The organism is Mesorhizobium sp. M1328, assembly GCF_040318075.1.
Lineage (GTDB): Bacteria > Pseudomonadota > Alphaproteobacteria > Rhizobiales > Rhizobiaceae > Mesorhizobium.
In genome coordinates this window covers 37,415-60,678 of sequence record NZ_JAMYLO010000018.1, presented here as the reverse complement: position 1 = coordinate 60,678, position 23,264 = coordinate 37,415, and the positions used below count along the sequence as shown (strand labels likewise).

Below are 23,264 nucleotides of genomic sequence, written 5' to 3'. Positions count from 1 at the left end.
CGCTCGGGCATGGCATTTATAGAGCGCCCGCCTAGTGTCAGGCGACAGTTTGAGCGGCGGTCGGCGCCAGCTTGTCGGGCTTGCCCAATGTCTGGTGCGCGACCCGCCTGCTTTGCGAACAACCAACCAGCGCGCTCGATATGCACCGGCAGTTGGAGGCCATGCGGCGCCGCGTGCGGCCTTGTTTATGACAGCGGGATGATCGTGATGATCGCTCTGCACGACCTCAATTGCACTGAAATTCGCTGACCAGGTCGCAATTCTGTCAGGTGGAATCTTGCATGATTTCGGCACGACGGCTCGCGTCCTGACGCCGGCAAACCTCGCGGCCGACTTCGTTTCAGGGCGCGCGTTGGACGCTGCTTGGCGGGCAGTCCATCTGATCCTCGACGACGCGATTTGAAGCTGGGCGCGTCACGCGGGTCCCCGCCATCAAAAATCCGTTGTCATTGACAGCTTCACGGTAAGCGGCGCGCCCTGCGCCAGCGTGCCGTAACTGGCGACGCCTGACCAGTAGTCGTGGTCGAACACGTTCTCGATGGCGGCCCGGAAGGTGACCGGACGATCCTGAATGTCCGTATGATAGCGGGCACCCAGGTCGAGCCTCGTCCAGGAGGGAATCTCCTGCGTGTTAGCCGTATTGACATACTGGCTGCCGGTGTGGATGGCGTTGGCTGACAGCGTGAGCCCCTGCAGGAAGGGCGTATCCCATTCAGCGCCAAGATTGAACTGGACCGACGGCACGCCGATGGGCGTATTGGCGAGGGTTACAGCACTGTTTGTCTTCGTCAACTCGCCTTCGAGCAGCGTAATGCCGCCAAGCAGTCGCACACCCGGCGTCACTTCCCCGAAGACGTTGAATTCCAGGCCGCGGTTGCGTTGCTTGCCGCCTTCTACGAACACGAGATCGCTGCCGCGGGTTTCAAGCTGCCCAAAGGGCTTTTCTATCTGGAACGCGCTGAATGTCACGGCCAGGCGGCCCAGATCGATCTTGGTTCCAATCTCGATCTGCCTGGACCTGTACGGCGCCAATGTTTCGCCCGCATTCACGGCCGTCGTCGGCGCCGTATCGCCTATGCTCAGCCCTTCGACATAGTTGGCATAAAGCGACACGTTCTCCCACGGCTTGACGACTAGGCCGACCAGCGGCGTGAATGCGCCTTCGTCGGAGGATGAGGTGACGGCGCCGGTGGTCGAGTTGAAGTTTTCCGACGCGATATGCTGCCACCGCGCTCCGACTGTCAGCTGCGCCCTCTCATCAAAAATCGACAAGGTGTCGGCGAGGGCAAATCCGTATAACTCGCTCTCCGATACCTTCGGCGCCGAAGCTGGAGCCGGTACGTCTTGCCAGGGCCTGGCGACAGGATCGTAGATATTGGTGAACTGAGCCGTTCCCGAATTGAAGCCCCGGCCGAGGCTCTGATTAAAATGACTTGCCTGCAACGTGACGGAATGCGCAATGGCGGCCGTGTCAAAGCTGGCGCGCAGGCCCGTTTCCGCTGTCGTTCTGTCAATATCGAAAACGTAGTTCTGAGGCGTTACGCTGACGTCCCCGGCTGAGTTCAAGATGACTGGCGTCCCGAAGAGGCGCTCGATGCGCGAGTTGCCCCCGCCGGCAGCGGCAAACACCGTCACCTGGTCGGTGAGATCATATTCGACGCGTCCCAGCCATGACAGATCTTCGCTCTTGGACCACTCCCACGACTGCTGAACGTTAAGCCGGCCGTCTGGCGCCTCTGGTATTGCGAAACCGGAAAGTGGGAAGAACGGGCGTTGCGGCGCCTGGAAATCTTCCCGCTGTCCGATGACATCTAGCGTCGCTCTCAGCCGCTCGCCCTGATAATCGAGCGCCAAGGCACCAACCGGCACGTCCCGCGTTTGGTCGTCGATCGGTGTGTCGCCGCCATGATAGCTGCCGTTAAAGCGGACCCCGAACTGACGCTCGGCGCCGAAACGCCGGCTCACATCGACATGCCCGCCACCCTGCAGGTTCGAGGTATAATCCGCCGTAAACCGTGTCAGATCGACCTCGGCCGCGCGCTTGGGGACGATATTGATGGTGCCCCCGACACTGCTGTTCGGCGCGATGCCATAAAGCAGCGCCGCCGGTCCTTTGAGGACCTCGATACGTTCGGCATAGTCGGTGAACAGGCGATAGGTCGGCGCGACCCCGAACACGCCGTCGAACGCGACCTCGCCAAAATTGCCTTCATTGATCGGAAAGCCGCGAATATAGAAGGAATCCAATATCCCGCCGGTTGAATGGGTGCTCCGTACGGAAGGATCATTGATCATCACGTCGGCCACTGTGCGTGCCCCCTGATCCTCGATGGTTTCCGCCGTGTAGCTGCCTATGTTGAACGGCGTATCCATGATGTCGCGGTTGCCGAGCAGGCCCAGGCGCCCGCCTCGCGCGACTTGTCCCCCCGGATACGCTTCCGGCAAGGTGCCGATCGTTGCAGTCAGGGGCACACCACCCAGCCCCTCCACCACGATGCGCTCAAGCACCGTCGCCTCCTGCGCAGCGGCGTCCTGACCCACGACCACGGCCAGTGCGGCGCACAGCCCAACGGATTTCCTCATGCAAGTCCCCTCATGCCATAGACCAAGAATGTTTGCCTTGCCCTGGCAGGAGCTGGGTGAAAATGGTCAGGGGGTGGTAGCTAGATAACATGAGTGTTCTTGTCAACTACTAGGCTTCGTGGACAAAGGGCAGCCATAGTTTGATTGAGGCGAGCGCCACGAAGCCAAGATAGGATTCCTTGAAGGCTGAAACACGGTAAAGACGGCGCAGACCGTCACGCTCTTCCAAAAAGACTATTCTTCAGAGGGATCGTCATCATCGATCCGGCGGTCGGGAGGCCCGCCGGCTGAAAGAGGGCGATGGCATTGATGCGGTCAGGAGACAGATGGCACGGTCCAGGCCAGGCACCTGCACGGATGACTTCCCAAAAGTGGCGGACCGGTCCCGGAGTCGAGCCGCCGTCGCGAGATTTTCGCGCCCGCGGAGACTTCGCTGTCTACTGTCCGCAGGGCGAAGCGCGCAGCAGGTGAGAGCCTGCGGCGGGTGCACATGTGCCCGAACCACGATAGCGTTCGGCTTCCTGCGCCCGATCCCGGTTGCGGCGGGTCGCATCGCCATACCCCTTCTTCGTCCGGTGCCGCCAACCACTGGCGTTGGCGATGAATTCATAGGTCGGCCGCGCCGCTCGGGCAGGAGCTGAAGGCAAAGCCAAGCCTGTTTAGCGGGTCGCGGTGGATATCACGTTGGGGTTAGCCACCGGCGGGAATAAGGCCGCTCTCCTGGAACGGATCACCGATGCCATTCTAAGTATTGTCGATGCCGAGATGGTAAATCACGAGATCAACCAAGATGACCTCGACAATAATCCAGATCTTGTCACCGAAGGCGTCAAGGTAGGAGACATCATCAAAATTCCGAAGATTAACTAACCCAGTGAGACCTTGAGCGGTGCCGGTGAGAATGCTATTCTTGCCGGCTTTTGTGTACATTCGTCGATTGAGAGGCGGTCGCGTGGGTGTCTTTGATTCGAAGAACGACCAGGACAATCGCAACTACACTGATGGATACAAGACAGGCAGAGAGGGGGATTCCCTAACCCGAAACACCCTTCGTTTGCTAGGTTTTGTAGGCAGTGACGTTTGGTCCGATGCGTTTAAAAACGGGGAGAGTGACAGGAAGTACGACCCCGGCGTTTTTGATACTCCTCCTTCGAAGGCCAAAGAGAAATCGGAAAAGCGCGGCAGCGGTGGAGGTGGGAGGTCATATAGCTCGTCGAATTGGTCTCATTCTTCCAGCTCCTCCAGCTCTTCGAGCTCGTCAGGCGGTTTTAGCGTTGTAGTAATCGCCATCCTGGTTGGATTAGCGGTCGGCGCTATCCTGAATTATACGGCGAGTGACTACCCCAGAAACGCTACTCAGTCGCCTCAACAATACGCACCCGCATATACTCTTTCTCCGCGGCAGGCGGAGAGACAGCTGTCTCTTGGCAGGGTGGAGTGGGGTTCTATACAATTTGCGCTTCAACAGATGCGCTTCACCCGCAGTCGGCCGGATGGTTTACCGGGACCCCAGACCAGACGAGCGATCGAGCGTTGGCAAGCTGCGAACACTGTAGCTTCTACTGGCTTTCTGTCAAAGTCGCAGTATGAGTCACTTCGCAGAGAAGCAGTAAACCAGTTCCAAGCAGCAAGGTATGTTCTCGAAAAGCTCAGCAGATACAGGTGGAGTGGCACAAGAAATAGCGCCTGTAACGAGAACATTATCAAAATCACTGGATATAAAGATGGCGTCGTCTCTCTTGCAAGTGCTTCTGGCCGCAATGCGAGAGGCTCTCTCTTGTCGTTCAACAACGGACAAGCGGCTGAAGGCGCTGGAAGAGGAGAACGCGAAGCTGAAGAAGCTGCTTGCCGACCAGATGCTGGAAGCCTCGGCGCTGCGCGAGCTTCTTTCAAAAAAATGGTAGGGCCCGTCGCCAAGCGCGAAGCCGTCGCGCATCTGAGGGCCGCCATGGGCCTGTCGGAGCGGCGGGCCTGCTCGATCGTCGCTGCCGACCGCAAGATGATCCGTTACCGGTCCTGCCGGCGGCCTGAGACGGAACTGCGCGGCCGCTTGCGAGACCTTGCCACTGAGCGCCGGCGCTTCGGCTATCGGCGGCTGTTCATCCTGCTCAGACGCGAGGGCGAGCCGTCGGGGATCAACCGCATCTATCGGCTCTATCGCGAGGAAGGGCTGACGGTTCGCAAGCGACGGTCACGACGACGCGCGGTTGGCACCCGCGCACCGATCCTGGTCGAGGCAAGGCCGAACGCCCGCTGGTCGCTGGATTTCGTCCACGACCAGTTCGCCTGCGGCCGGCGCTTCCGCGTGCTCAACATCGTCGACGACGTGACACGCGAATGCCTGGCGGCGATCCCAGACACCTCGATCTCGGGCCGGCGTGTCGTGCGCGAACTGACGGAACTCGTCGCCCGCCGCGGCAAGCCGGGCATGATCGTCTCCGACCATGGCACCGAGTTCACCTCGAACGCCATCCTCGCCTGGTCGAAGGATCACAAGGTGGAATGGCATTACATCGCGCCGGGCAAGCCGATGCAGAACGGCTTCTGCGAGAGCTTCAACGGCCGGATGCGCGACGAGCTCCTGAACGAAACCCTGTTCTTCGGCCTCGACCATGCCCGGACGACGATCGCCGAATGGGCGGACGACTACCCGATCGCGCCCACATTCGGCGCTCGGCTACATCACGCCCGCGGCTTATTCCGCCAATCTCACCGCAACGGGCGATCAGCTGCACAACCCCGACCAGCTCCGCCGATCACCCGTTGCTCAACCCGCGCCATACGGCGTACAATCCGCCGAGGCTCTAATTGCCGCTGGATGAAAATTCGGTGGCAGGTCAGCATCGCCAGGCGGCGCATCTCTGCGAAAGCATCAGATCCCTGCTTCAGGACATCGACCTTTCTTGCCTGCCGTTCTGTCAGCAGGCCTCGCGGCTTGATGCACAGCGCTGCGGCAATCACCGGCGAGATCGCATGACCGGTGTCCGGATCTCGAACCGGCACCGACTAGCGCCTGCTCTCTTTCGGCCCGCCGCCAGGCTCCGAGAAGCCGCTCCAGATTGGCGAAACTGCCAGTGTAGCCGCGCTGCTTGACGTCATGAAACAGGTGCCGTCCGCAGCGGTTCCCATCCTTCCAGCATTGGGCGAGGAAGGCTTCGAAATACCAAGGTGATGTGGGGTTCAATGCTGCGCGCCGCCTGTCTGGCGGAGCCTTGAACTTGAGCCAATTCGCTACGCTGCGACGTTCATAGCCGGTCCGGCGGGCGATCTCGCTATACGACAGTCCCTCGTCGCGCAAAGCGTGGAGCGTTTCGATTATCTCCTGACGAGCTTGCCTATGCGCGAGACGGGCGCGCCGGCGATGTGTCGCAGCGTCGACGATTGCGTCCTCCGACAGGATGGCCCTGCCGGTGGCACGTCCAGAAAGGCTCATCTGTTCTTCGATGGCCGAGCGAAGATTCTGGACCAGGTGAAACCGATCGGCGACCTGTCGTGCCTGCGGTGCGCCCTCGCGAACAGCCTGCGCATAGAGGCCACAGCGGTCCCAGCTGACGACCTCGACGGAAGGATAGCTCCGCAGCCACTGGCTGCACTCTCGACGCTCCGATCATCCAGAATGTCGACAACCGAGCGGCGCTCGAGATCAACCACGATGGTTCCGTAGCTTGTCGCCCGCCGCCAGCTCCAATCGTCGATGCCGACCACCCGGACCTCGGAGTTGCGGTGAGCGACCGTGGCATCCCGCTTCAACTGCCGCAGGATGGAGTCGTCACTGACCGGCATGCCGAGCCGTTGCATCAAGCGCTCGCCAGGACGGCCGCCAGTGCTGTGGCCAAGCAGGCCAACAATCTCCCCGAACCTTCTCGTCCAGCCGCATAAGGAGCAGCGATCATCGGCAGCCGGTCGGTGAACGTTTGTCGCTCACATTTGCGATATGAGCATCGCCAGCGGTGCAGCAGAAGCTTCACCGTCACCGGCTTGCCCTGGACTGGCAGATCCTGGAGGTGACGGTTGGACCAGCCATGCCGACTTCGGCTTCGCCGACCACAATCGGGGCAAATGCCGATCGCGGATCCGGCAACTGAAACAACCCAACTGTCATCAACAGCGAGCGCGACACCCAGAATCTTGGCCCCTGGGCCGGGTGACCATTTCGATTTTGTTCGCATGCCCGCCCATAGCGACAGCGCCACTAACAGCGGATGAACCACACAAAGTGAGGAAGAACCCGTTCAAGTGCCAAGCGACAGCCAACAGGGTGTGGAGAACATGCTCAAGGAAAACACAACGCCAGCAGGGAATGCAGGCTAGTGCTCTGACGTCACTCCAGGTTGGCTGCCGCACTGCACCGGAGCCTCTGCTTTTGAGGCCTGCGCTGGCTACAATGAGAGCAGGGGTTCGGCCGTGTTGACAAAGTCCGTAAGTTCTTGATGCTGCGTGGGAGAATAGATGTTGACATCGTAGGGAGTGTCTCATGGCCGACCTCAAGGACACCGAGGCAAACCAGGCACCAGCCGAGATGCGCGTGAAGGAACAGATATCTGATATCAAGGAAATGGCGCCGAAGCCGAGGAAGCGAACCGGGCAGCAGAAAGGTGCTGTCCGAACCAGAGCCGCCAAGGCAGGCCAACAGGCGTCGTCATCTAAAGCGGTCGCTTCTCCTACGGTCCGGACAGCGCGGAGAATATATTCCGAGAAAGAGCGGGCCCAAAAGCTGGGCGAGATCGAAAAGCAGATCGGGCGGGGAGAGAGCATTAAGGGCGCTGTCCAGAACGCCGGAATATCGGAACAGACCTACTATCAGTGGAAGAAGGCTGCTGGGCAGACAACACAGAGCGATAAGCTCACGGATCTGGTGAAGCTTGAAGAAGAAAATGTCCGTCTGAAGAAGCTCCTCGCCGACCGGCTTCGGAAGGAAAACGCCGACCTCAGGAAAAAGCTAGGGCTTGCTTGAGCTGCTCGGGGCCACAGCTGGCGGTCGCGCTCAGCCCGTCGGCGACGTGATCGAAGCGAGCTTTTCAGTTCCACACTGCACGCTTTTGCAACATACCCTGACCCGATGTCGGTCGGCAACTCCCGCCACGAACGAAGTTCCCGGTACTTCTCTGAAGCTGTCCTTCGGCCGGTCTGCTGCTTGCGCTGCGGTTGCACTCGGAGCATTTGCCTCTTTGCCTCGGCAATTGCACTGAATCACATTCACTATCTCTGCAACGCAGAAGGCCACCGGGTGTCTCCAATAAATTGTTGCAGTAAGTTTCGGACAATCCTCCATCGTACCAAGGTACGCTTCGCTCACTGTGCATCTTGCTTTCTGAGAAACTCGGTCGCTGTGTTTATTTTATCTTTGTTGTCATCACAGAACTTAGCCAATTCCTCGAACGTAGACTTGGAAGTGAGCATCGTTGCGATCTGCTTCTCATATCCATCGGCCGCCTGGATGGGGTCAGAACAAGAGCTGTTCAGAATCGTACGCTAAGGCCAAACGAAATATGAACATCATGCCGCCCGTCGGATTGGTGCTGGCAAGCGAAGCGATCTGAAGCCTTCGGGCATCTGGTGTTCAGAATCCCAGGTGTAGATGCCTGTGAGGTTGATGTGTTCCCAACTGAGCGGCGCGACGTGTTTGAGCAGGTCATCCGGGATAGTCCGACCCGCCATTCGCAGGTGTGTGGCTGCGCGGTCAAGATAGACGGTGTTCCAATGGACGATGGCGCTGACGACGAGATTGAGACCGGAAGCGCGGAATGCTTGGCTCTCGAATGAGCGGTCACGGATTTCGCCGCGCTCATGGAAGAACACCGCGCGTTTGAGCTTGTGCGCTGCCTCGCCCTTGTTGAGGCCGGCTTGGCACCGCCGGCGCAAAGCCGGGCTTGAATACCATTCGATCATGAACAGTGATCGCTCGATCCGGCCGAGTTCCCGCAGCGCCTTGGCCAACTGGCTTTCCTTCGGAGACGCCGAGAGCTTCTTCAGGATCGTCGAGGGGACGACGGCGCGCGTCGCGATCGATGCGGCCAGATGCAGCAGGTCGTCCCAATGGTCAAGGATCAACGCGGTGTTGATCGGTGCGCCGATGTGGCTCGTCAGCGCCGGGTAGGCATCGCCCTTCTCGAATGTGTGAAACTTTCGATCTTTGAGGTTGCGTAGCCGAGGCGCGAAGCGTTTGCCGACAAGGGCGAACAGCCCGAAGACGTGATCGCTCGCGCCACCGGTGTCCGTAAAATGCTCCTGGATGTCCAGGATCGTTTCCTGGTCGAATAGTCCGTCGAGCACATAGGCCGCTTCGCTTTCCGTGGGGCTGATGGGCAGGATGCTGAAGTAGCCGTACTGGTCCGACAGGTGGCTGTAGAATTTCGATCCCGGTTCGCTGCCATAATGCAGATTGACGTCGCCGCGTTTTGCTGCTCGGTCGCTCGCACGGAAGAACTGTCCGTCGGACGACGCAGTCGTTCCGTTGCCCCACAGACGGGAATGCGGGTGCCCGGCGTGTGCGTCGGTGATGCAGGCCTGAGCGCCGCGATAGGTTTCTGATCGGGCATGGAAGGTGCGCATCCAGCCAATCTGATGGGCGCTGATGCCCTTGGAAGCGCCGGCCATCCGCTTCGGACCGAGTGGTTGCATCGGCCAAGATGCCGGCCAGCATGGCAGAGACGTTTCGTGGGGCGTCGCCTGTGCGGACATGTGTGAAGTGATCGGCAAAGCCCGTCCACTCATGCACGCTTCCCTCAGCAGGTCAGGAACTTCGACCAGCGGATACATCTCGCTGATCTCTGCGTTCAGTTCTTCGGCTGCCGCAGGAACGTCGCCGACAGTCGGCGTCACGATCAGCGTTCCCGCTTCGAGACGAACACCATTGAGCTTACCTGCGCGAGCGCGATAGGCCAGGCGCTTCAAATTGAAGTTCAGCACCTGCTTTACTTCGTTCAGCCAGGCGGCGCCGTCACGGCCCACACCAAGGCCAAGCCGATCCTCTTCCTTCATCGTGGTGAACGTAGATCGCGGCATGAGGTGCTCGTCGATCGGGCGGAACGAGCGGCTGCCCTCTACCCATATATCCGCCGAGCGAAGGCGCTCGCGCAATGCGGCGAGCGTGGCTATCTCATATAGCCGGCGATCAGGCCTCTGCTGCCCAAAGATCAGTTTCCGATCGGTTGGACTGAGATGGCTGGTCGGAACACGCTCGGGCAGTGCACGCCGTCCCTCCGAATGAAGCCTTTGGAGCATCGCAATAGCTGTGAGCAAGGAGTCGTGGCGGCGCGCTGAACGGAACGTAAAAGTCGCCAGGAACGCCGTCGCGTATTTGAGGACGCCACTATACTGCTCGGCCGCCAGGACCAGTGGGGATGCTTCATTTTCCTCGACCATTGCTGCAAGCTCCGGCTTCATCCGAAGCAGCCTGTGCCAACCGACCTTCTGGTCGACCACCTCAAGTGCGTCCTGACCCCGATCGTTGGCCGACTGCAGCGCCGATATCGTATCGAGGAACAGACGCAGGGCCTTGGAGGTGTCTGTCCGATGGTCCATGTGACGCCGTTTCTTGCGGCTATGCGCCTGGGAGAACAGCCGCCCGATCAGCTTGATGAACATCGTCACCGCGTCATCGGTTAGCTTCTCGCCGAGCTTGATGACCTGCGCGACGATCAGGGCGTGACGACGGCTCGCATTGAAGTCGTTGGCCAGCCACGCCGGCGTGGCATTGCCCTCACGAACCATCTGGTCCCACCGCCCGGAAGCCACGCGCGCCCGCAAACCGGGATCGATTCCGAGCGTGCGCAGGAATGCAATCCGTTCGGTCAGTCCTACCAGATTTGAAGCCGCGGGCGCTTCCCGCGCAGACCGCAACCAATGGAAGCGGGTCTGACCGATCGCCGCATCAACCTCGAGCAGCTTGTCGAGCGCCTGCAGCTTCTCAGGTGCCAGACCTTCGATAAGCGCCCCCTCCGCGTGGCGGCGAGCTATGGCACGGGCCGCCAGCCCCATTCGCTCGATGATCTCCGCCGCGGGCAACAGTGTTCCGCGTTCTCGCAGCGTGGCAACGATGGCATTCACAATCGAAGCGCCGCTGTCGGACATCGCGGCCGCCTCTATTGCCGACAACAGCGCGGCGCGACGATCCTGAGCTGTCGCGCTTCTGACGCCGAGACAGATCATCAGGCGCGCAATGTGATCGCGACGCGTCTCTTCCCGGCGGGCATAGTGTGAACACAGTGGGATCGGCGCCGATCTGGTCGGCGACATATTTCAGCATCGCGCGGGGCGGAATTTCGCCTGCCGCCAGCACCCGACCTGGATGTCGCATCACGCAAAGCTGAACAGCGAAGCCGAGCTTATTGTGCTCGCGCCTGCGCAGGCCAATTTCGAGGCGATCAGCGGCGGACAATGAATAGTGTCGGATCAGGCTGTCCTCATCAGCCGGAATATCGAAAAGCTCCTGACGATCCTGAGCTTTGAGAATCTTGCGCCTGGCCACTGCTCAACTCCGCATACAACACCAACTGCCGATGAATGTTGCCGAGCGGACTGGATGTGGAAACAGCAGCAATCCTGCTGCTACGGTTATCCACTGGGATCAGACGTCGCGCCCCGGAAATCACGCGACACAAGCAAACTCAGTTCACGCTTCGTTCGACCTTAGCGTACGATTTTGAGCAGCTCTTGTTCTGACCCCTTCAAGGGCGGGACGTCGCTGTTGTCGGGTGCCAAGCGTCAGGTTTTCACCCACTAGGCAGCGAGAATAGCTAACTCCAGATAACGGCAGAAGGCATTCGCGAGCTGCATCTGACGTGGCGTGCGGCATTGCGCCTCCAACACTGATGGTGAGGCAACGAGGATGCACAGGCACTTCGCACGAGACGTCGCGACGTTCAGTCTGTTGGGCGAATAGAGGAACTCCATGCCACGCGGCGCGTCGGCATGGCTGGACGACGTCATCGAGTAGATGACGATCGGTGCCTCCTGCCCCTGGAACTTATCGACCGTGCCGATTCGCGCACCGGGTATCCGGCCTTGGAGTTCAAATACCTGCGCGTTGTAAGGCGCGATGATGAGGATATCGGACAGCGTGATTGGTCGCTCGATGCGGTTCCTGTCGATCCAGCTGGAAGCTGAGCCGAGAATTTCCTGCACGATCGCTCGAACGCGGTCCGCTTCCTCAGGAGAACAGTTCTGGTTACCCTCGGTAGGAACGGCCACATAGCGCAGGCCCGTACCCGAGAAAGAACCTGCGGACTGTATCTTTTGGGCCTCAAGTCCAGGACGGGGCCGCAGGCGTCCGGAGTAGAAGAGTTCCGAAGTGTAGGCGCAGATGTCAGGATGCAGCCGCCAGGTCTCCGCCAGGAACAGGCCTCGTTCGGCTCCGATCGTCTGTTCACCGTCAAGCAGGTGATGCAGTGCCGATACGTCCGTCCCGTCTGGGTGGCTGCCCTGCATCGGCTGCTCGAGTTGCTGGGGATCACCGAGTAGCACGACGCTTCTCGCGGCCTGCGACACCGCAAGCACGTTGGCCAGCGACATCTGGGCTGCTTCGTCGACGAAGAGCACATCAACTGCCTTCGCCGCGTCGCGCAAAGCCCAGAGCCAAGCAGTCCCGCCGGCTACGTGCGCACCATTGCCGACCGCGCCGAGCAACTCGGCACTGTCGATGGTGAATCGCAGACTTGGCTGGTCCGCCTCTTTCTCGGCAGGCTTCTGGATGCACTGGACGACGACGCCCGTTTCTTCGGCTGCCCTTATGACTTCGTCGAGGAGGTTGCGAATGACTTTATGGCTGTTCGCCGTCACTCCGACGGTCTTGCCCGCAGCAACCAATGCACAGATCATTCGTGCGCCGGTATAGGTCTTTCCGGCACCTGGCGGCCCTTGGATCGGGAATATTCCGCCGTCCATGGCATGCGCTATGCGCCGGGCCGCCTGGAGTGCCGTCTCGCCGTCCATCTGAATGGGCTGGCCGCCGATCCGCGGTGGAAGCCGCATCAAAAGATCGCTCGCGGCCAGGTACGGACCATCGCCTTCCATACCGTGCGCGGCGGCATATTCTCCGATCCGGAACACAGCGTCGGCGAGCACTTCGTTGTCGATCCGCTTGTGCGAGAATACCGCCTCTGGATGGACGGCGACGCTGTCGCCCCGTTTTTTAATGTCAACCCATCCTTCTTCGACGGAAATGCAGTCCACCGTGCCGAATGGGCTGCCGCCAACGCGATGGAGCTTTTCACCGCCTCGGAATTCCGTTTCCTGCGGGGGAAATCTGTAACGGTGGACCGGCGATCTAGCAGTTCCGCCAGTCACCGCGACGAAGGAAAGGTCCGAGAGCGCTGCCCGTTCATCTATGAGATCCTCAGCAGCCAGGTCACTCAGTCGAAATTTCTCCCAATACACAGCCTTCTGCTCACGCCGGTGCCAGTCCAGCGAATTGGCGAGCAGCCAGCGCGCGTGCTGTTCGTTGCTCCGCTCACCGACATCGGCCGGAATGTCTTGGGTCAGCTGCTCCAGAAGTGCCTTGGCCTTTGCCTGTCGCTCGCTGAGCTTTTCCGAGGGTTGTCCTTCCGGCGAAACAGGTCTCGGAACGTGGATCCCTCGTTCCACGAGGGAGTCGCGGCGTTCTTCCAGCCAGTTCTTGAGCCTGAGGGTCGAGACGCAATCGTCTCGATTGTATCCTGCGACGATTTCGCGATCGGAGGTCCCGATCAGGTCTAGATCGCCGAGTTCGAGCCCCGCCTGCAGCTTTGCCAGTGCCCTGTTCGCGTCAGAAAGGGGGATAGTGCGATGAAATCCGTAGAGAGGTTCGAGCTTCTTGATCGAATAGCTTTCGACACTCACCCTCACGCCGCTTCGCATCACGCTGTAAAGGTCAACGAAGCACTTGGATCGCAGCAGGAAGTCAACCTCTTCCTCACGGCTTGCATAGCGTCCCATGAGCCGCTTCAGCGCGGCGGGTTCGTAAGGCGCGAAATGATATATATGAAGGTCGGGATACGCCTGCAGCCTTGCCATGACAAAGTCGATGAAGCGTTCAAATGCCGCCTTCTCCTCATCTCTTGTGAACGCCCAGTCGCAGGTATAGGCGATCGCTCCACCTGTTTCCGCACAAACATAGCCGAACAAGTACTCGAGCCCACCTTCGCCTGCGAAAGGATCACCCTCCAGATCAAAGAACACGTCGCCCGGAGAAGGCTCGGGAAGACAGGCAAGCCCGAAGCCCGATTCCACCGGCAGCAGTTCGTGCAGCAATGTACCAGCTTCTCGGCCAGCCACCTGAAGTCTCGCCTGTTCGCGAATCCTTTCGTAGGAAAAGCGCGCGCCGCGGGAAGGCTTCCAGGGGAGTGGTGACGGCATCGCCCCCAGCGAAGCAACGGTACGGACCCCGTGTCTCTTCAGCTCCTCGATCTGGACTTTCGTCGCACCCGCCACCAGCGAAAGATGATCGTCGGCGCGCCACTGCCCCTCGCAACGTCTCTGCCAGCGGCAGACGTCGCAGTGCTCGCAGGGTTCCGGATAAGTTTCAAAGCCATCCCAAGAGTCGACATGTCCGGCCAGCGCGCTCCGGATACGCCGGAAATACGCGCCATAGTCCTGCACCCGGTAAGTTTGCGCTACATAGTTGGTCCATGGCGCGACGACGTAGCAATGTTCGGGCGGCAGGCCCTGCACGTCAGCTAGGAGCTCGGCGTAGAGGCAGAGCTGCAGCACGGTTCCGCCCTTGGTCTCCCGAGCAAGCTTGGTGTCGATGACCTCATAGGACCAAGGGCCGAGGTCGGATGGGGTGCTCGTCCGCCTCAAAATGTCCGTTCGCCCAACCCAGTTGCCGGACCGGAAGGCACCCTGAACGATGATCTCGGCGCCGTCCAGCATCGCCTGGCGAGTGCGCGCTACCGCTTCATTGTCCACGCCAACGCCCTCGATGGCCGTTACCCCAAGCCCCATTGATTTCAGGTGGTCGACGTAGCCCTGCTCATGACGCGCGCCACGCTCCCACAGGATTTGCAGTAACGGGTCCCAGACGGCAGGCTTTGAAAGCGTGCCGTTCGCAACTGCGACATCCAACGTTGTCAGCTGATGGCAGTTCAGATGCCCTACGAGGTCTGAGGCACTGAGAAATAGAGAATCTCCAACCTTTTGCATTCAGTAGCTTCGATCCCGCTGCTCGACTCTGTTAAACCCTTTTCACTAACTTACCAGATTAGGGTTCCTGCCGGGGACAAGGAATTTGGACGGTGGAACGTGATTATCATAAGTTCAACTTGCTAAATCCAGGTGCGGGCGCATGAAGCTGATTCGGAACGCAGGCGACGACCGTGTCGTTGATTATCTCCAGGACTGGCTCGCCCACGGTGCCAGGGTAGACGCGATTTCACCCGGGATCTCCGTGCATGCTTTTTCGGAACTCCGGGATCGACTTGAAAAATCGGGTCGCTGCCGGTTCCTTCTTGGTAATGACGCGACCTTGCCATCCTCGATTTTCGATGGTCCGGCGGACATTGCCTCACGCGCGAAGCTCGACGGGCGTTGGCTCGCCCGTCGATTGGCAGACTGGATCAGCAGGCATTCAGATGTCCGACAGGCGGCTTCAGCACCTCCGCAGTCCCTGATTATAGTGGAGGCATCCGGCACGCGTCGAGCATTGCTGGGAACCTGCGCGTTCACAACAGAAGGATTCGGACTGACGCCTGCAGACCGGATGTCACTGGTCCAAGCAACCGAAGCCGAGGATGAATCCTCGGCTTTTGCAGAGTGGTTCAATTCGAACTGGGAGGCAATCAAACCGGCGGCGGATGCCAAGGAGCGTCTTGTCCGGTTGCTAGAGGATGCCAGCTCGCAACGCCCGCCGTCGTTGATCTATTTTCAAATGCTCTTCCAGCTCTTCAAGGACCTCGGTGACGAGCTGGATGAAGAGCGGATCATCAAATCCGCCACCGGTATTCGGAGCACCGTAGTCTGGAAGAAGCTGTTTCGATTTCAGCGAGACGGCGCGATCGGTGCCATCGACAAGCTGGAGCGGATCGGCGGCTGCATCATCGCCGACAGCGTTGGTCTAGGAAAGACGTTTGAAGCCCTTGCGGTGATCAAATACTACGAGCTGCGCAACGACCGTGTTCTGGTGCTCTGCCCGAAGCGGCTGCGGGACAACTGGACTCTCTATAAGGCCAACGATCGGCGCAATATGCTCGCGGCCGACCGCCTCAATTACGACGTTCTCAATCACACCGATCTGTCGAGGGACGGCGGCCTCTCCGGCGACATCGATCTCTCTCATGTGAACTGGGGGAATTACGATCTCGTCGTGATCGACGAATCCCACAACTTCCGCAACAAGGCGACGCATAAGGAACGCGACACCCGTTACGACCATTTGATGAAGCGGATTATCAAGGCCGGCGTAAAGACCAAGGTGCTGATGCTATCGGCGACCCCCGTCAACAACAGGCTTGCCGACCTGAAGAACCAGATCGCATTCATGACGGAAGGCAACGATCTGGCGCTGATCGACAACGGCATCCCGAGCATCGAGGCGACCATTCGGAAGGCGCAAGCGCAGTTCAACCGCTGGCTCGACCTTCCGGAACCTGAGCGCCGTCAGGCGCGCCTGATGGACATGTTGGGATTCGACTATTTCAAGCTGCTCGACATGCTGACCATCGCTCGTTCGCGCAAGCATGTGCAACGCTACTATGGAACGGCCGAAACTGGCCAGTTCCCGGACCGTCTCCCTCCGACCAACATCAAGTCGGACGTGGACCTTGCGGGCGAATTCCGCCCCATCCGGGAGATCAACAACGAGATTCGGCGTCTGACGCTCGCGGCATATGCGCCCCTGAGATACGTGCTTGCCCACAAGCAAGCGGCCTATGACGAGAAGTACAGCACCAAGATTCGCGGCGGAGAGAGCTTCTTCAGGCAAGTCGACCGGGAGGAGAGCCTTATCCACCTGTTACGGGTGAACATCCTGAAGCGAATGGAAAGCTCGGTCGCGTCATTTGCTTTGACTATCAAACGGCAGCTAGCCGACGTGGAAGCGCTCTTGTCGAAGATCGACGCCCATGCCGAGACCGTCGAAGAAATGATGATCGAGGATGTTGATGTCGATGATCCGGCATTCGAATCCTTACTCATCGGACGGAAGGTCAAAGTCCTGGTCCAAGACGTGGACCGTGTTCGGTGGCGGCAGGATCTCGTCGAAGACCGAAACCGACTCGCAACGCTGCTGTCCGCCGCGCGCTCAGTCACCGCGGATCGCGATGCGAAGCTCGCCGACTTGAAGCGGGTGATTTCCGGCAAGGCCCGTGCGCCGATCAATGGCGGTAACCGAAAGGTCCTTCTGTTCACGGCCTTCGCCGACACCGCCGACTACCTGTATCGGGAACTCGCGCCGTGGGCGAAAGAGGAGCTTGGCCTCAACGCTGCGGTCGTGACAGGCACGGGTGCTAACAAGACAACATTGTCCGGATTGCGGAGCGATATGAGCAGCATCCTCAGCGCTTTCTCGCCGCGCTCGAAGGAGCGACCGACAGAAATGGCCGCTGAGGGTGAAGTCGACTTGCTGATCGCCACCGATTGCATCTCCGAAGGTCAGAACCTGCAGGACTGCGACTTCCTGATCAATTACGACATTCACTGGAATCCCGTCCGGATTATCCAGCGGTTCGGCCGTATCGACCGGATCGGGTCCCCGAATTCGCAGATACAACTCGTCAATTTCTGGCCCAACATGGAGTTGGACGAGTATCTCGATCTCGAATCCCGGGTCAGCGGCCGAATGGTTCTTTTAGATGTCTCGGCGACGGGCGAGGAGAACGTCATCGAGTTCCAGGCGGGCAATCAGATGAACGATTTGGAATATCGCCGCGCCCAACTCCAGCAGCTGCAGGACGCGGTGATCGATCTGGAGGACCTTTCCAGTGGGGTCTCGATCGCTGATCTCACGCTCAATGACTTCCGCATCGATCTATCGGGCTATCTGCGCGAGAACAAGGAGCAGCTAGAGACTCTTGCCCTAGGAACCTATGCGGTCACGACGAGTAGGGAGGTGGATGAAGCGGCAATCGCCCCCGGTGCGATCTTCTGCCTTCGTGCGGTTGGTGACGCCGCGCTGAAGTCTCCGGAACCCGGATATCCGCTCAGCCCGCATTTCGTCGTGCACGTCGGGGCTAATGGGGAAGTTCAGCTTCCCTACACACAGGCCAAGCAGGTTCTGGATAGGTTGAAGAAGCTGTCGATCGGTCGGGATCTGCCTGATGCGGAGGCTTGCATCCGTTTCGACAAGGAAACGCGTTTCGGCCGCGATATGGAGTCCTATCAGAGGCTGCTGGCCCGCGCTGTCGCCTCGGTGGTCGGGAAGAAGGAAGAACGCGCCGTCGCCAGCCTGTTTTCTTCAGGCGGGACGCACGCGATGAAAGGCGAGTTCGCCGGCATCAATGATTTCGAAGTCGTCGCATTCTTGGTCATTCTGCCGGACCTTGGGGACTTGGCAGCGTGACGGCGGAGACCGACACTGCGGCGTTCGTCGATGCTCTCGGTATTCCGCCCGAAGCGCGTGTCGATGCGCGCGTTCCAAAGAAGCTGTTGGTTGAACAGGGCGCGCCCACGACGGCCGACAAGCGTGCCATTCAAGACGGCATCGACGAACTGCAGTGGTTCGCGGCGTGCAAGCCGACGACGATCGGCGTGCCGGCGTTCAAGGACGATGTCCGCGAGTATCTTGAGATTGCCGTTGTCGGCTGCGTGTTCCGGCCAGGGGCAAAGGCGAGGCGGCTGATCGAGCTGATCCATCGGGCGATTCCCTACCCGGTGCTGCTGATCACATCGGACGAGACGGGCATCGCGGTCTCGGTCGGGCACAAGCGCCACGCCCAGAACGAAGCCGACAAGGTGGTGATCGACCGCGTGATTTCCGTAGGAGCGTTGCGCCCGGACAGATTGGATGAGAGCGAGAGAGCCTTCATGGGAAGCTTAACGCTTGCCCGTCAGCCGCGTCACGATCTATTTAGGCTCTACGAAGGGTGGCTGGCCCGAATCGAAGCATTGAGCGCTGCTCGGCTGGCTGGCGCCTTTTCCGTGAGCGACGACGAAACGGCCATCGAGCGCCGCCGCGACGCGATCGACGAGTACGAACGGCTCCAGCGCGCGTGCTTGCAGTTGCGGTCACAGGCTGCCCGTGCGAAGCAGATCAGCCAGCGCGTTGATCTGAACCAAAAGATAAAGACCATCGAACGCGCGATGGATGAAGCAAAAACAGCGATGCTGGGGGGCAACGCATGAAAATCTCGACCATTCTCGACCATATCGACAGCGGCCATATGGCGCTTCCCGAGTTTCAGCGCGGGTACGTCTGGAACACCGAGCAGGTGCGCGGCCTTTTCACCTCGCCCTACCGAAAGCATCCCGTCGGCGGATTGCTCGTATGGGCAACAGAAGCCCAGACCGCCAATCATCGCGGCGATGGAAAGCTCGCCTCCGGTATCGTTAAACTCTTGCTGGATGGGCAACAGCGCATCACGTCCCTCTACGGGGTCGCCCGCGGCAAGCCGCCGGCGTTCTTCGACGGCAATGCCCGCGCCTTCACGGGGCTTCACTTCCACCTAGCCACCGAGACGTTCGAGTTCTATCAGCCGCTGAAGATGTCTGGCGACCCGTTGTGGATCGACGTTTCCGATCTCATGAAATCCGGCAACGCGGGGATCGGCAAAGTGATCCAATCCTTGGGCCCAACACCCCCGTCGGACTATTTTGGGCGGCTCCTAAATCTGCTTGGAGTCCTTGACAAGGAGCTGCACATCGACGAGGTCACCGGCGCCGACAAGACGCTCGACGTTGTCGTTGACATCTTCAACAAGGTGAACAGCGGCGGCACTAAGCTATCGAAGGGCGACCTCGCTCTTGCCAAGATCTGCGCCGAATGGCCAGAAGCCCGGATCGAGATGAAGGGCAAGCTAAAGGCCTGGAACGGCGCCGGCTATGATTTCAACCTCGATTGGCTGCTGCGTTCGATCAACACTGTCCTTACAGGCGAGGCGAAGTTCCTCTACCTGCACAGCCAATCGGCCATCGATATCCAGGACGGGCTGAAGCGCGCCACAAGACGTATCGATACCTGTCTCAATCTCATTGCCGGCCGGCTCGGTCTTGACCACGCCCGGGTCTTCTTCGGCCGCTTTGCCGTCCCGGTGATTGTCCGCTATCTCGACCAGAAGGGTGCGGCGCTGAACGAGATCGAGCGGGACAAGCTGCTGTTCTGGTTCGCGCAGGCAGGAATGTGGGGCAGATACTCCGGATCAACGGAATCCTTTCTGGACAAGGATCTGGAGGCGCTCGAAGGTCCGGATGGCGGCCTCGACAAGCTCTTGGAGCAGCTGCGGCTGTGGCATGGCGGCATGCGTGTGGAGGCCGGCCACTTCACCGGCTGGAGCCTCGGGGCGCGGTTCTATCCCATTCTCTACATGCTGACCCGTATGGGAGCAGCCAAAGATTGGGGGACGGGGATTGCACTGAAATCCGACCTCCTCGGGAAGATGAATGCGCTAGAGGTGCATCACATCTTCCCGAAGGCCCAGCTCTATGGCCGGAAAGTCCCTCGGTCGCAGGTCAACGCTATCGCCAACTTCTGTTTTCTGACCAAAGACACCAATCTCAACATCCGGGACACCCTTCCGGAGGTCTATTTTCCGAAGGTGGAAGAGAAGCATCCGGGAGCGCTCGCCTCCCAATGGATTCCCATGGACGAGTCATTGTGGAAGATCGAGCGCTACGCAGACTTTCTCGATGCCCGGAAGGATCTCCTGGCGGCTGAAGCCAACCGCCGGTTCGCGGAACTGCTGCATGGCGATGACCGCTGGATAGGAGAAACTGCGCGTGTGGTGACGGCGCCGGTGGCCGAAGTTGCCGGTGACGTGTCGAGCGTCGAGGAGGAGGCGGAGCTTCAGGCACTCAATGCGTGGGTCGCAAGCCAGGGCTTCGGTGAAGGCGTGATCGCTTTTGACCATTCGAATGCTGAGACGGGCGACCAGATCGCGATGTTCGATCTGGCTTGGCCGAACGGGCTTCAGGAAGAGCTTTCGGAGCCCGTCGCCGTTCTGTTGAATGAAAGCGACGACATCATCGCGCTGGCTAGTGCGGCGGGCTTCCGCTGCTTCACCAGCGTCGCCGTCTTCAAGGATTATGTGAACAAGGAAATGCTGGGTGAACTGGCGGCGTGACGCTTCCTTCCTGGCTGCGAACGATTTGGAAGTACCGATGCTAAAACTTGCTTTGAACGATCCCGAGACCAAGAGCACCGACGTGGTGGAGGAGAATGTCGACGCGCTTAAGGCGCTGTTTCCGGAAGCCTTCGAGGAAGGAAAGATCGACTTCGAGGTGCTGAAGCAGCTCCTGGGCGGCGCGATCGATGAACGGGACGAGAAATATGGACTGAACTGGCACGACAAACGCCGCGCGCGGCAGATTGCATTGACCCCATCCACCGGTACTTTGCTCCCCTGTCCTGAGGAAAGTGTGGATTGGGACACAACTCAGAACTTGATGATCGAGGGGGAGAATCTCGAAGTTCTCAAGATAATACAGAAAAGTTATGGAGGTAAAGTAAAACTAATATACATCGATCCACCATATAATACGGGGAATGATTTTGTATATCCTGATGATTTCAGTGACAGTATCGCGAATTATCTGAAATACACAGGCCAGACAGATAACGAGGGGCAAAAGGTCAGCTCCCGATCTGAGGCGTCTGGACGCTTCCACACTGACTGGCTCAATATGATGTACCCTCGTTTGAAGCTGGCGAAGACTCTCCTTCGAAACGACGGCGTGATCGCAATCTCAATTGATGATGGTGAAATATCTAACCTCATCAAATTGTGTGACGAAATATTTGGTGAAGAAAATCGTCTTGGGAACATTGTTTGGCAAAAGCGATACGTTTCCAACGTTACTGCTAAATGGTTATCTGATATGCATGATTTCGTTGTCGTGTACGCCAAGAACCGAGAGAATGTAAAGATCAATTCTTGGACTCGCACGCCGGAACAACTCGAGGCGTACAAGAACCCTGATAACGACCCGCGTGGCGTCTGGCGCGCGCAAGATTTATCGGCCAGCAAGCCCTATGCAGCAGGTCTCTTTACGATCATTGGCCCTACCGGGAATAGCTTCGATCCGCCTCCTAACCGATACTGGCGGTGCAATCGTGAGCAATTTCAGAAGTGGGTTGACGACGGCAGAATTTGGTGGGGTGTTAACCGAGATGCTCGCCCGATGCTCAAGGCGTTCTTGGAAGAGAGTGAGCGGGGAATTACTCCGAATACTTGGTGGGACTATGACTTTGCAGGCCATAATAAGGAAGCGACCCTCGAGCTAAAGGCGTTGTTTGACGGGGACGCGCCGTTTGATACGCCTAAGCCAGTTAAGCTAATGAGGCGTTTGATTGACCTATTCACCAGCGGGGGTGATACGGTTCTAGATTTCTTTTGTGGTTCTGGTGCATTCGGACAGGCCGCTCTTGAGGCAAGCGTTGAAAGTGAACTGCCGTTTCGCTTTACTCTCGTGCAGTTTCCAGAACCGTTGTCCAGAAAGGATTACCCTACCATATTCCGTGTAGCTTCAGAACGGCTGCGCCGGGCAGGAAAATCGATCCGCAGTCGGACCCCCAAAACGAAGGCTGATCTTGGGTTTCGGGTCTTCAAACTCGCTTCTTCCAACATCCGTGCATGGGAACCAAATCCTGCTGATATGGAGGAGAGCCTCCTCACGAACGCCGAGCACCTCGCTCAGGGCCGATCCGAGCACGATGTGCTCTACGAACTCCTCCTCAAACTCGGCCTCGATCTCTGTGTACCGATCGAGATGAAGGTAATTTCGGGAAAGACGGTCCATTCCGTTGGCGGTGGCGCGCTGATCGTCTGCCTTGCCGACGGTCTCAACAAGGATGTGGTCGAATCCCTCGGCTCCGGCATCGTGGCATGGTACGAGGTTTTGGCGCCAGCGGTCGATACGCGCGTCGTGTTCAAGGATTCCGGCTTCGCCGATGACATCGCCAAAACCAACATGGCGGCGATCCTGAATCAGAACGGCATCACCGACGTGAGAAGCCTGTGATGTCCATGGACGGTGTGGGCACAAAAACCATCACGGCCTTTGCATATGGTTCCAACATGCTGACCGCCCGCCTTCGCGAGCGATGTCCGTCCGCGAGGCCGCTCGGTGTCGCCGAACTTCGCGGATACGAGCTTCGTTGGCACAAGCGAAGCAGAAAGGACGGTTCCAGCAAGTGCGACGTGATTCAGTCCACAAGCGCTGGGGCATCTGTTTTCGGCGTTCTCTATGAGATCGCAGTTAGTGAGAAGGCTGATCTCGATCGAGCCGAAGGCCTCAGGTCGGGCTATGACGAGGCTGAAGTGAAGCTCCATACCGCAGGCGGTGAGATAGCGGCCGTTGCTTATGTAGCTACCGACATAGACCCGGACCTGAAGCCATACTCCTGGTACCATGCCTTTGTGCTCGCTGGTGCCCGAGAGCACAGACTGCCTGAAACCTACGTCAACATCCTTCAGTCCGTCGTTGCCACCCAAGATCCGGATCGTACCCGTCACGACAGGAACATGCTGCTGACAGGTAGCGAGGCCCGCCAATGAAGCTCCATTTCGAATCCGACCTCGACTACCAGAAGGCGGCGATCGAATCCGTCTCCGATC

The 23,264-nt window shown here is 59.1% G+C and carries 9 protein-coding genes and 3 pseudogenes; 8 read left to right on the top strand and 4 right to left on the bottom strand.

The window, feature by feature from the left end:
• Positions 1-432: 432 nt before the first annotated feature.
• Positions 433-2,583 (bottom strand): TonB-dependent receptor, encoded by a 2,151-nt coding sequence (locus NKH23_RS25775; RefSeq protein ID WP_353035610.1) that lies wholly within the window; start codon positions 2,581-2,583, stop codon positions 433-435.
• Between the two features lie 672 nt (positions 2,584-3,255).
• On the opposite strand from NKH23_RS25775, the gene NKH23_RS25770 reads away from it, so the two are divergent.
• On the top strand, positions 3,256-3,453 hold the full coding sequence (locus tag NKH23_RS25770) for an SAP domain-containing protein (protein WP_353035608.1): 198 nt from the start codon (positions 3,256-3,258) through the stop codon (positions 3,451-3,453).
• A 31-nt stretch (positions 3,454-3,484) separates the two neighbouring features.
• A pseudogene (locus tag NKH23_RS25765) lies at positions 3,485-5,173 on the top strand (IS3 family transposase); the annotation flags it as partial.
• A gap of 251 nt (positions 5,174-5,424) precedes the next feature.
• Here the strand turns inward: NKH23_RS25765 and NKH23_RS25760 are convergent.
• Positions 5,425-6,752, bottom strand: a pseudogene (locus NKH23_RS25760) (ISL3 family transposase); the annotation flags it as partial.
• Between the two features lie 305 nt (positions 6,753-7,057).
• Between NKH23_RS25760 and NKH23_RS25755 the strand changes: the two are divergent.
• Positions 7,058-7,537: a transposase gene (locus tag NKH23_RS25755; RefSeq protein WP_353035606.1), complete on the top strand. Its 480-nt coding sequence runs from the start codon at positions 7,058-7,060 to the stop codon at positions 7,535-7,537.
• A gap of 542 nt (positions 7,538-8,079) precedes the next feature.
• Here NKH23_RS25755 and NKH23_RS25750 read toward each other — a convergent pair.
• Both NKH23_RS25750 and NKH23_RS25745 read right to left on the bottom strand, forming a co-directional pair.
• Positions 8,080-10,978: pseudogene (locus NKH23_RS25750) on the bottom strand (Tn3 family transposase).
• A 326-nt stretch (positions 10,979-11,304) separates the two neighbouring features.
• Positions 11,305-14,703: a TM0106 family RecB-like putative nuclease gene (locus NKH23_RS25745; RefSeq protein WP_353035604.1), complete on the bottom strand. Its 3,399-nt coding sequence runs from the start codon at positions 14,701-14,703 to the stop codon at positions 11,305-11,307.
• Between the two features lie 142 nt (positions 14,704-14,845).
• On the opposite strand from NKH23_RS25745, the gene NKH23_RS25740 reads away from it, so the two are divergent.
• From NKH23_RS25740 to NKH23_RS25720, 5 genes are read left to right on the top strand one after another with little or no spacing between them, the layout of a single operon-like run.
• Positions 14,846-18,055, top strand: coding sequence for a helicase-related protein (locus NKH23_RS25740; protein WP_353035602.1), 3,210 nt, complete (start codon positions 14,846-14,848; stop codon positions 18,053-18,055).
• The gene (locus NKH23_RS25735) at positions 18,052-18,837 is read left to right on the top strand and encodes a DUF4391 domain-containing protein (RefSeq protein WP_353035600.1); all 786 of its coding nucleotides are present in this window, start codon (positions 18,052-18,054) and stop codon (positions 18,835-18,837) included. The genes NKH23_RS25740 and NKH23_RS25735 overlap by 4 nt, the downstream gene beginning before the upstream one ends.
• The gene (locus NKH23_RS25730; protein ID WP_353035598.1) at positions 18,834-20,771 is read left to right on the top strand and encodes a GmrSD restriction endonuclease domain-containing protein; all 1,938 of its coding nucleotides are present in this window, start codon (positions 18,834-18,836) and stop codon (positions 20,769-20,771) included. The genes NKH23_RS25735 and NKH23_RS25730 overlap by 4 nt, the downstream gene beginning before the upstream one ends.
• Positions 20,755-22,668 carry a site-specific DNA-methyltransferase gene (locus tag NKH23_RS25725; protein WP_353035596.1) on the top strand — a complete coding sequence of 638 codons (1,914 nt, stop codon included), beginning with the start codon at positions 20,755-20,757 and terminating at the stop codon, positions 22,666-22,668. The genes NKH23_RS25730 and NKH23_RS25725 overlap by 17 nt, the downstream gene beginning before the upstream one ends.
• Positions 22,668-23,204: a gamma-glutamylcyclotransferase family protein gene (locus NKH23_RS25720; RefSeq protein ID WP_353035594.1), complete on the top strand. Its 537-nt coding sequence runs from the start codon at positions 22,668-22,670 to the stop codon at positions 23,202-23,204. Before NKH23_RS25725 ends, NKH23_RS25720 begins: the two co-directional genes overlap by 1 nt.
• The last annotated feature ends 60 nt before the right edge of the window (positions 23,205-23,264 follow it).

Excerpts from the sequence above, each read along its gene's own strand:
- NKH23_RS25755 (WP_353035606.1), top strand. The coding sequence starts at position 7,058 with ATGGCCGACCTCAAGGACACCGAGGCAAACCAGGCACCAGCCGAGATG.
- NKH23_RS25720 (WP_353035594.1), top strand. The coding sequence starts at position 22,668 with ATGTCCATGGACGGTGTGGGCACAAAAACCATCACGGCCTTTGCATAT.
- NKH23_RS25745 (WP_353035604.1), bottom strand. The coding sequence starts at position 14,703 with ATGCAAAAGGTTGGAGATTCTCTATTTCTCAGTGCCTCAGACCTCGTA.
- NKH23_RS25775 (WP_353035610.1), bottom strand. The coding sequence starts at position 2,583 with ATGAGGAAATCCGTTGGGCTGTGCGCCGCACTGGCCGTGGTCGTGGGT.
- NKH23_RS25740 (WP_353035602.1), top strand. The coding sequence starts at position 14,846 with ATGAAGCTGATTCGGAACGCAGGCGACGACCGTGTCGTTGATTATCTC.
- NKH23_RS25730 (WP_353035598.1), top strand. The coding sequence starts at position 18,834 with ATGAAAATCTCGACCATTCTCGACCATATCGACAGCGGCCATATGGCG.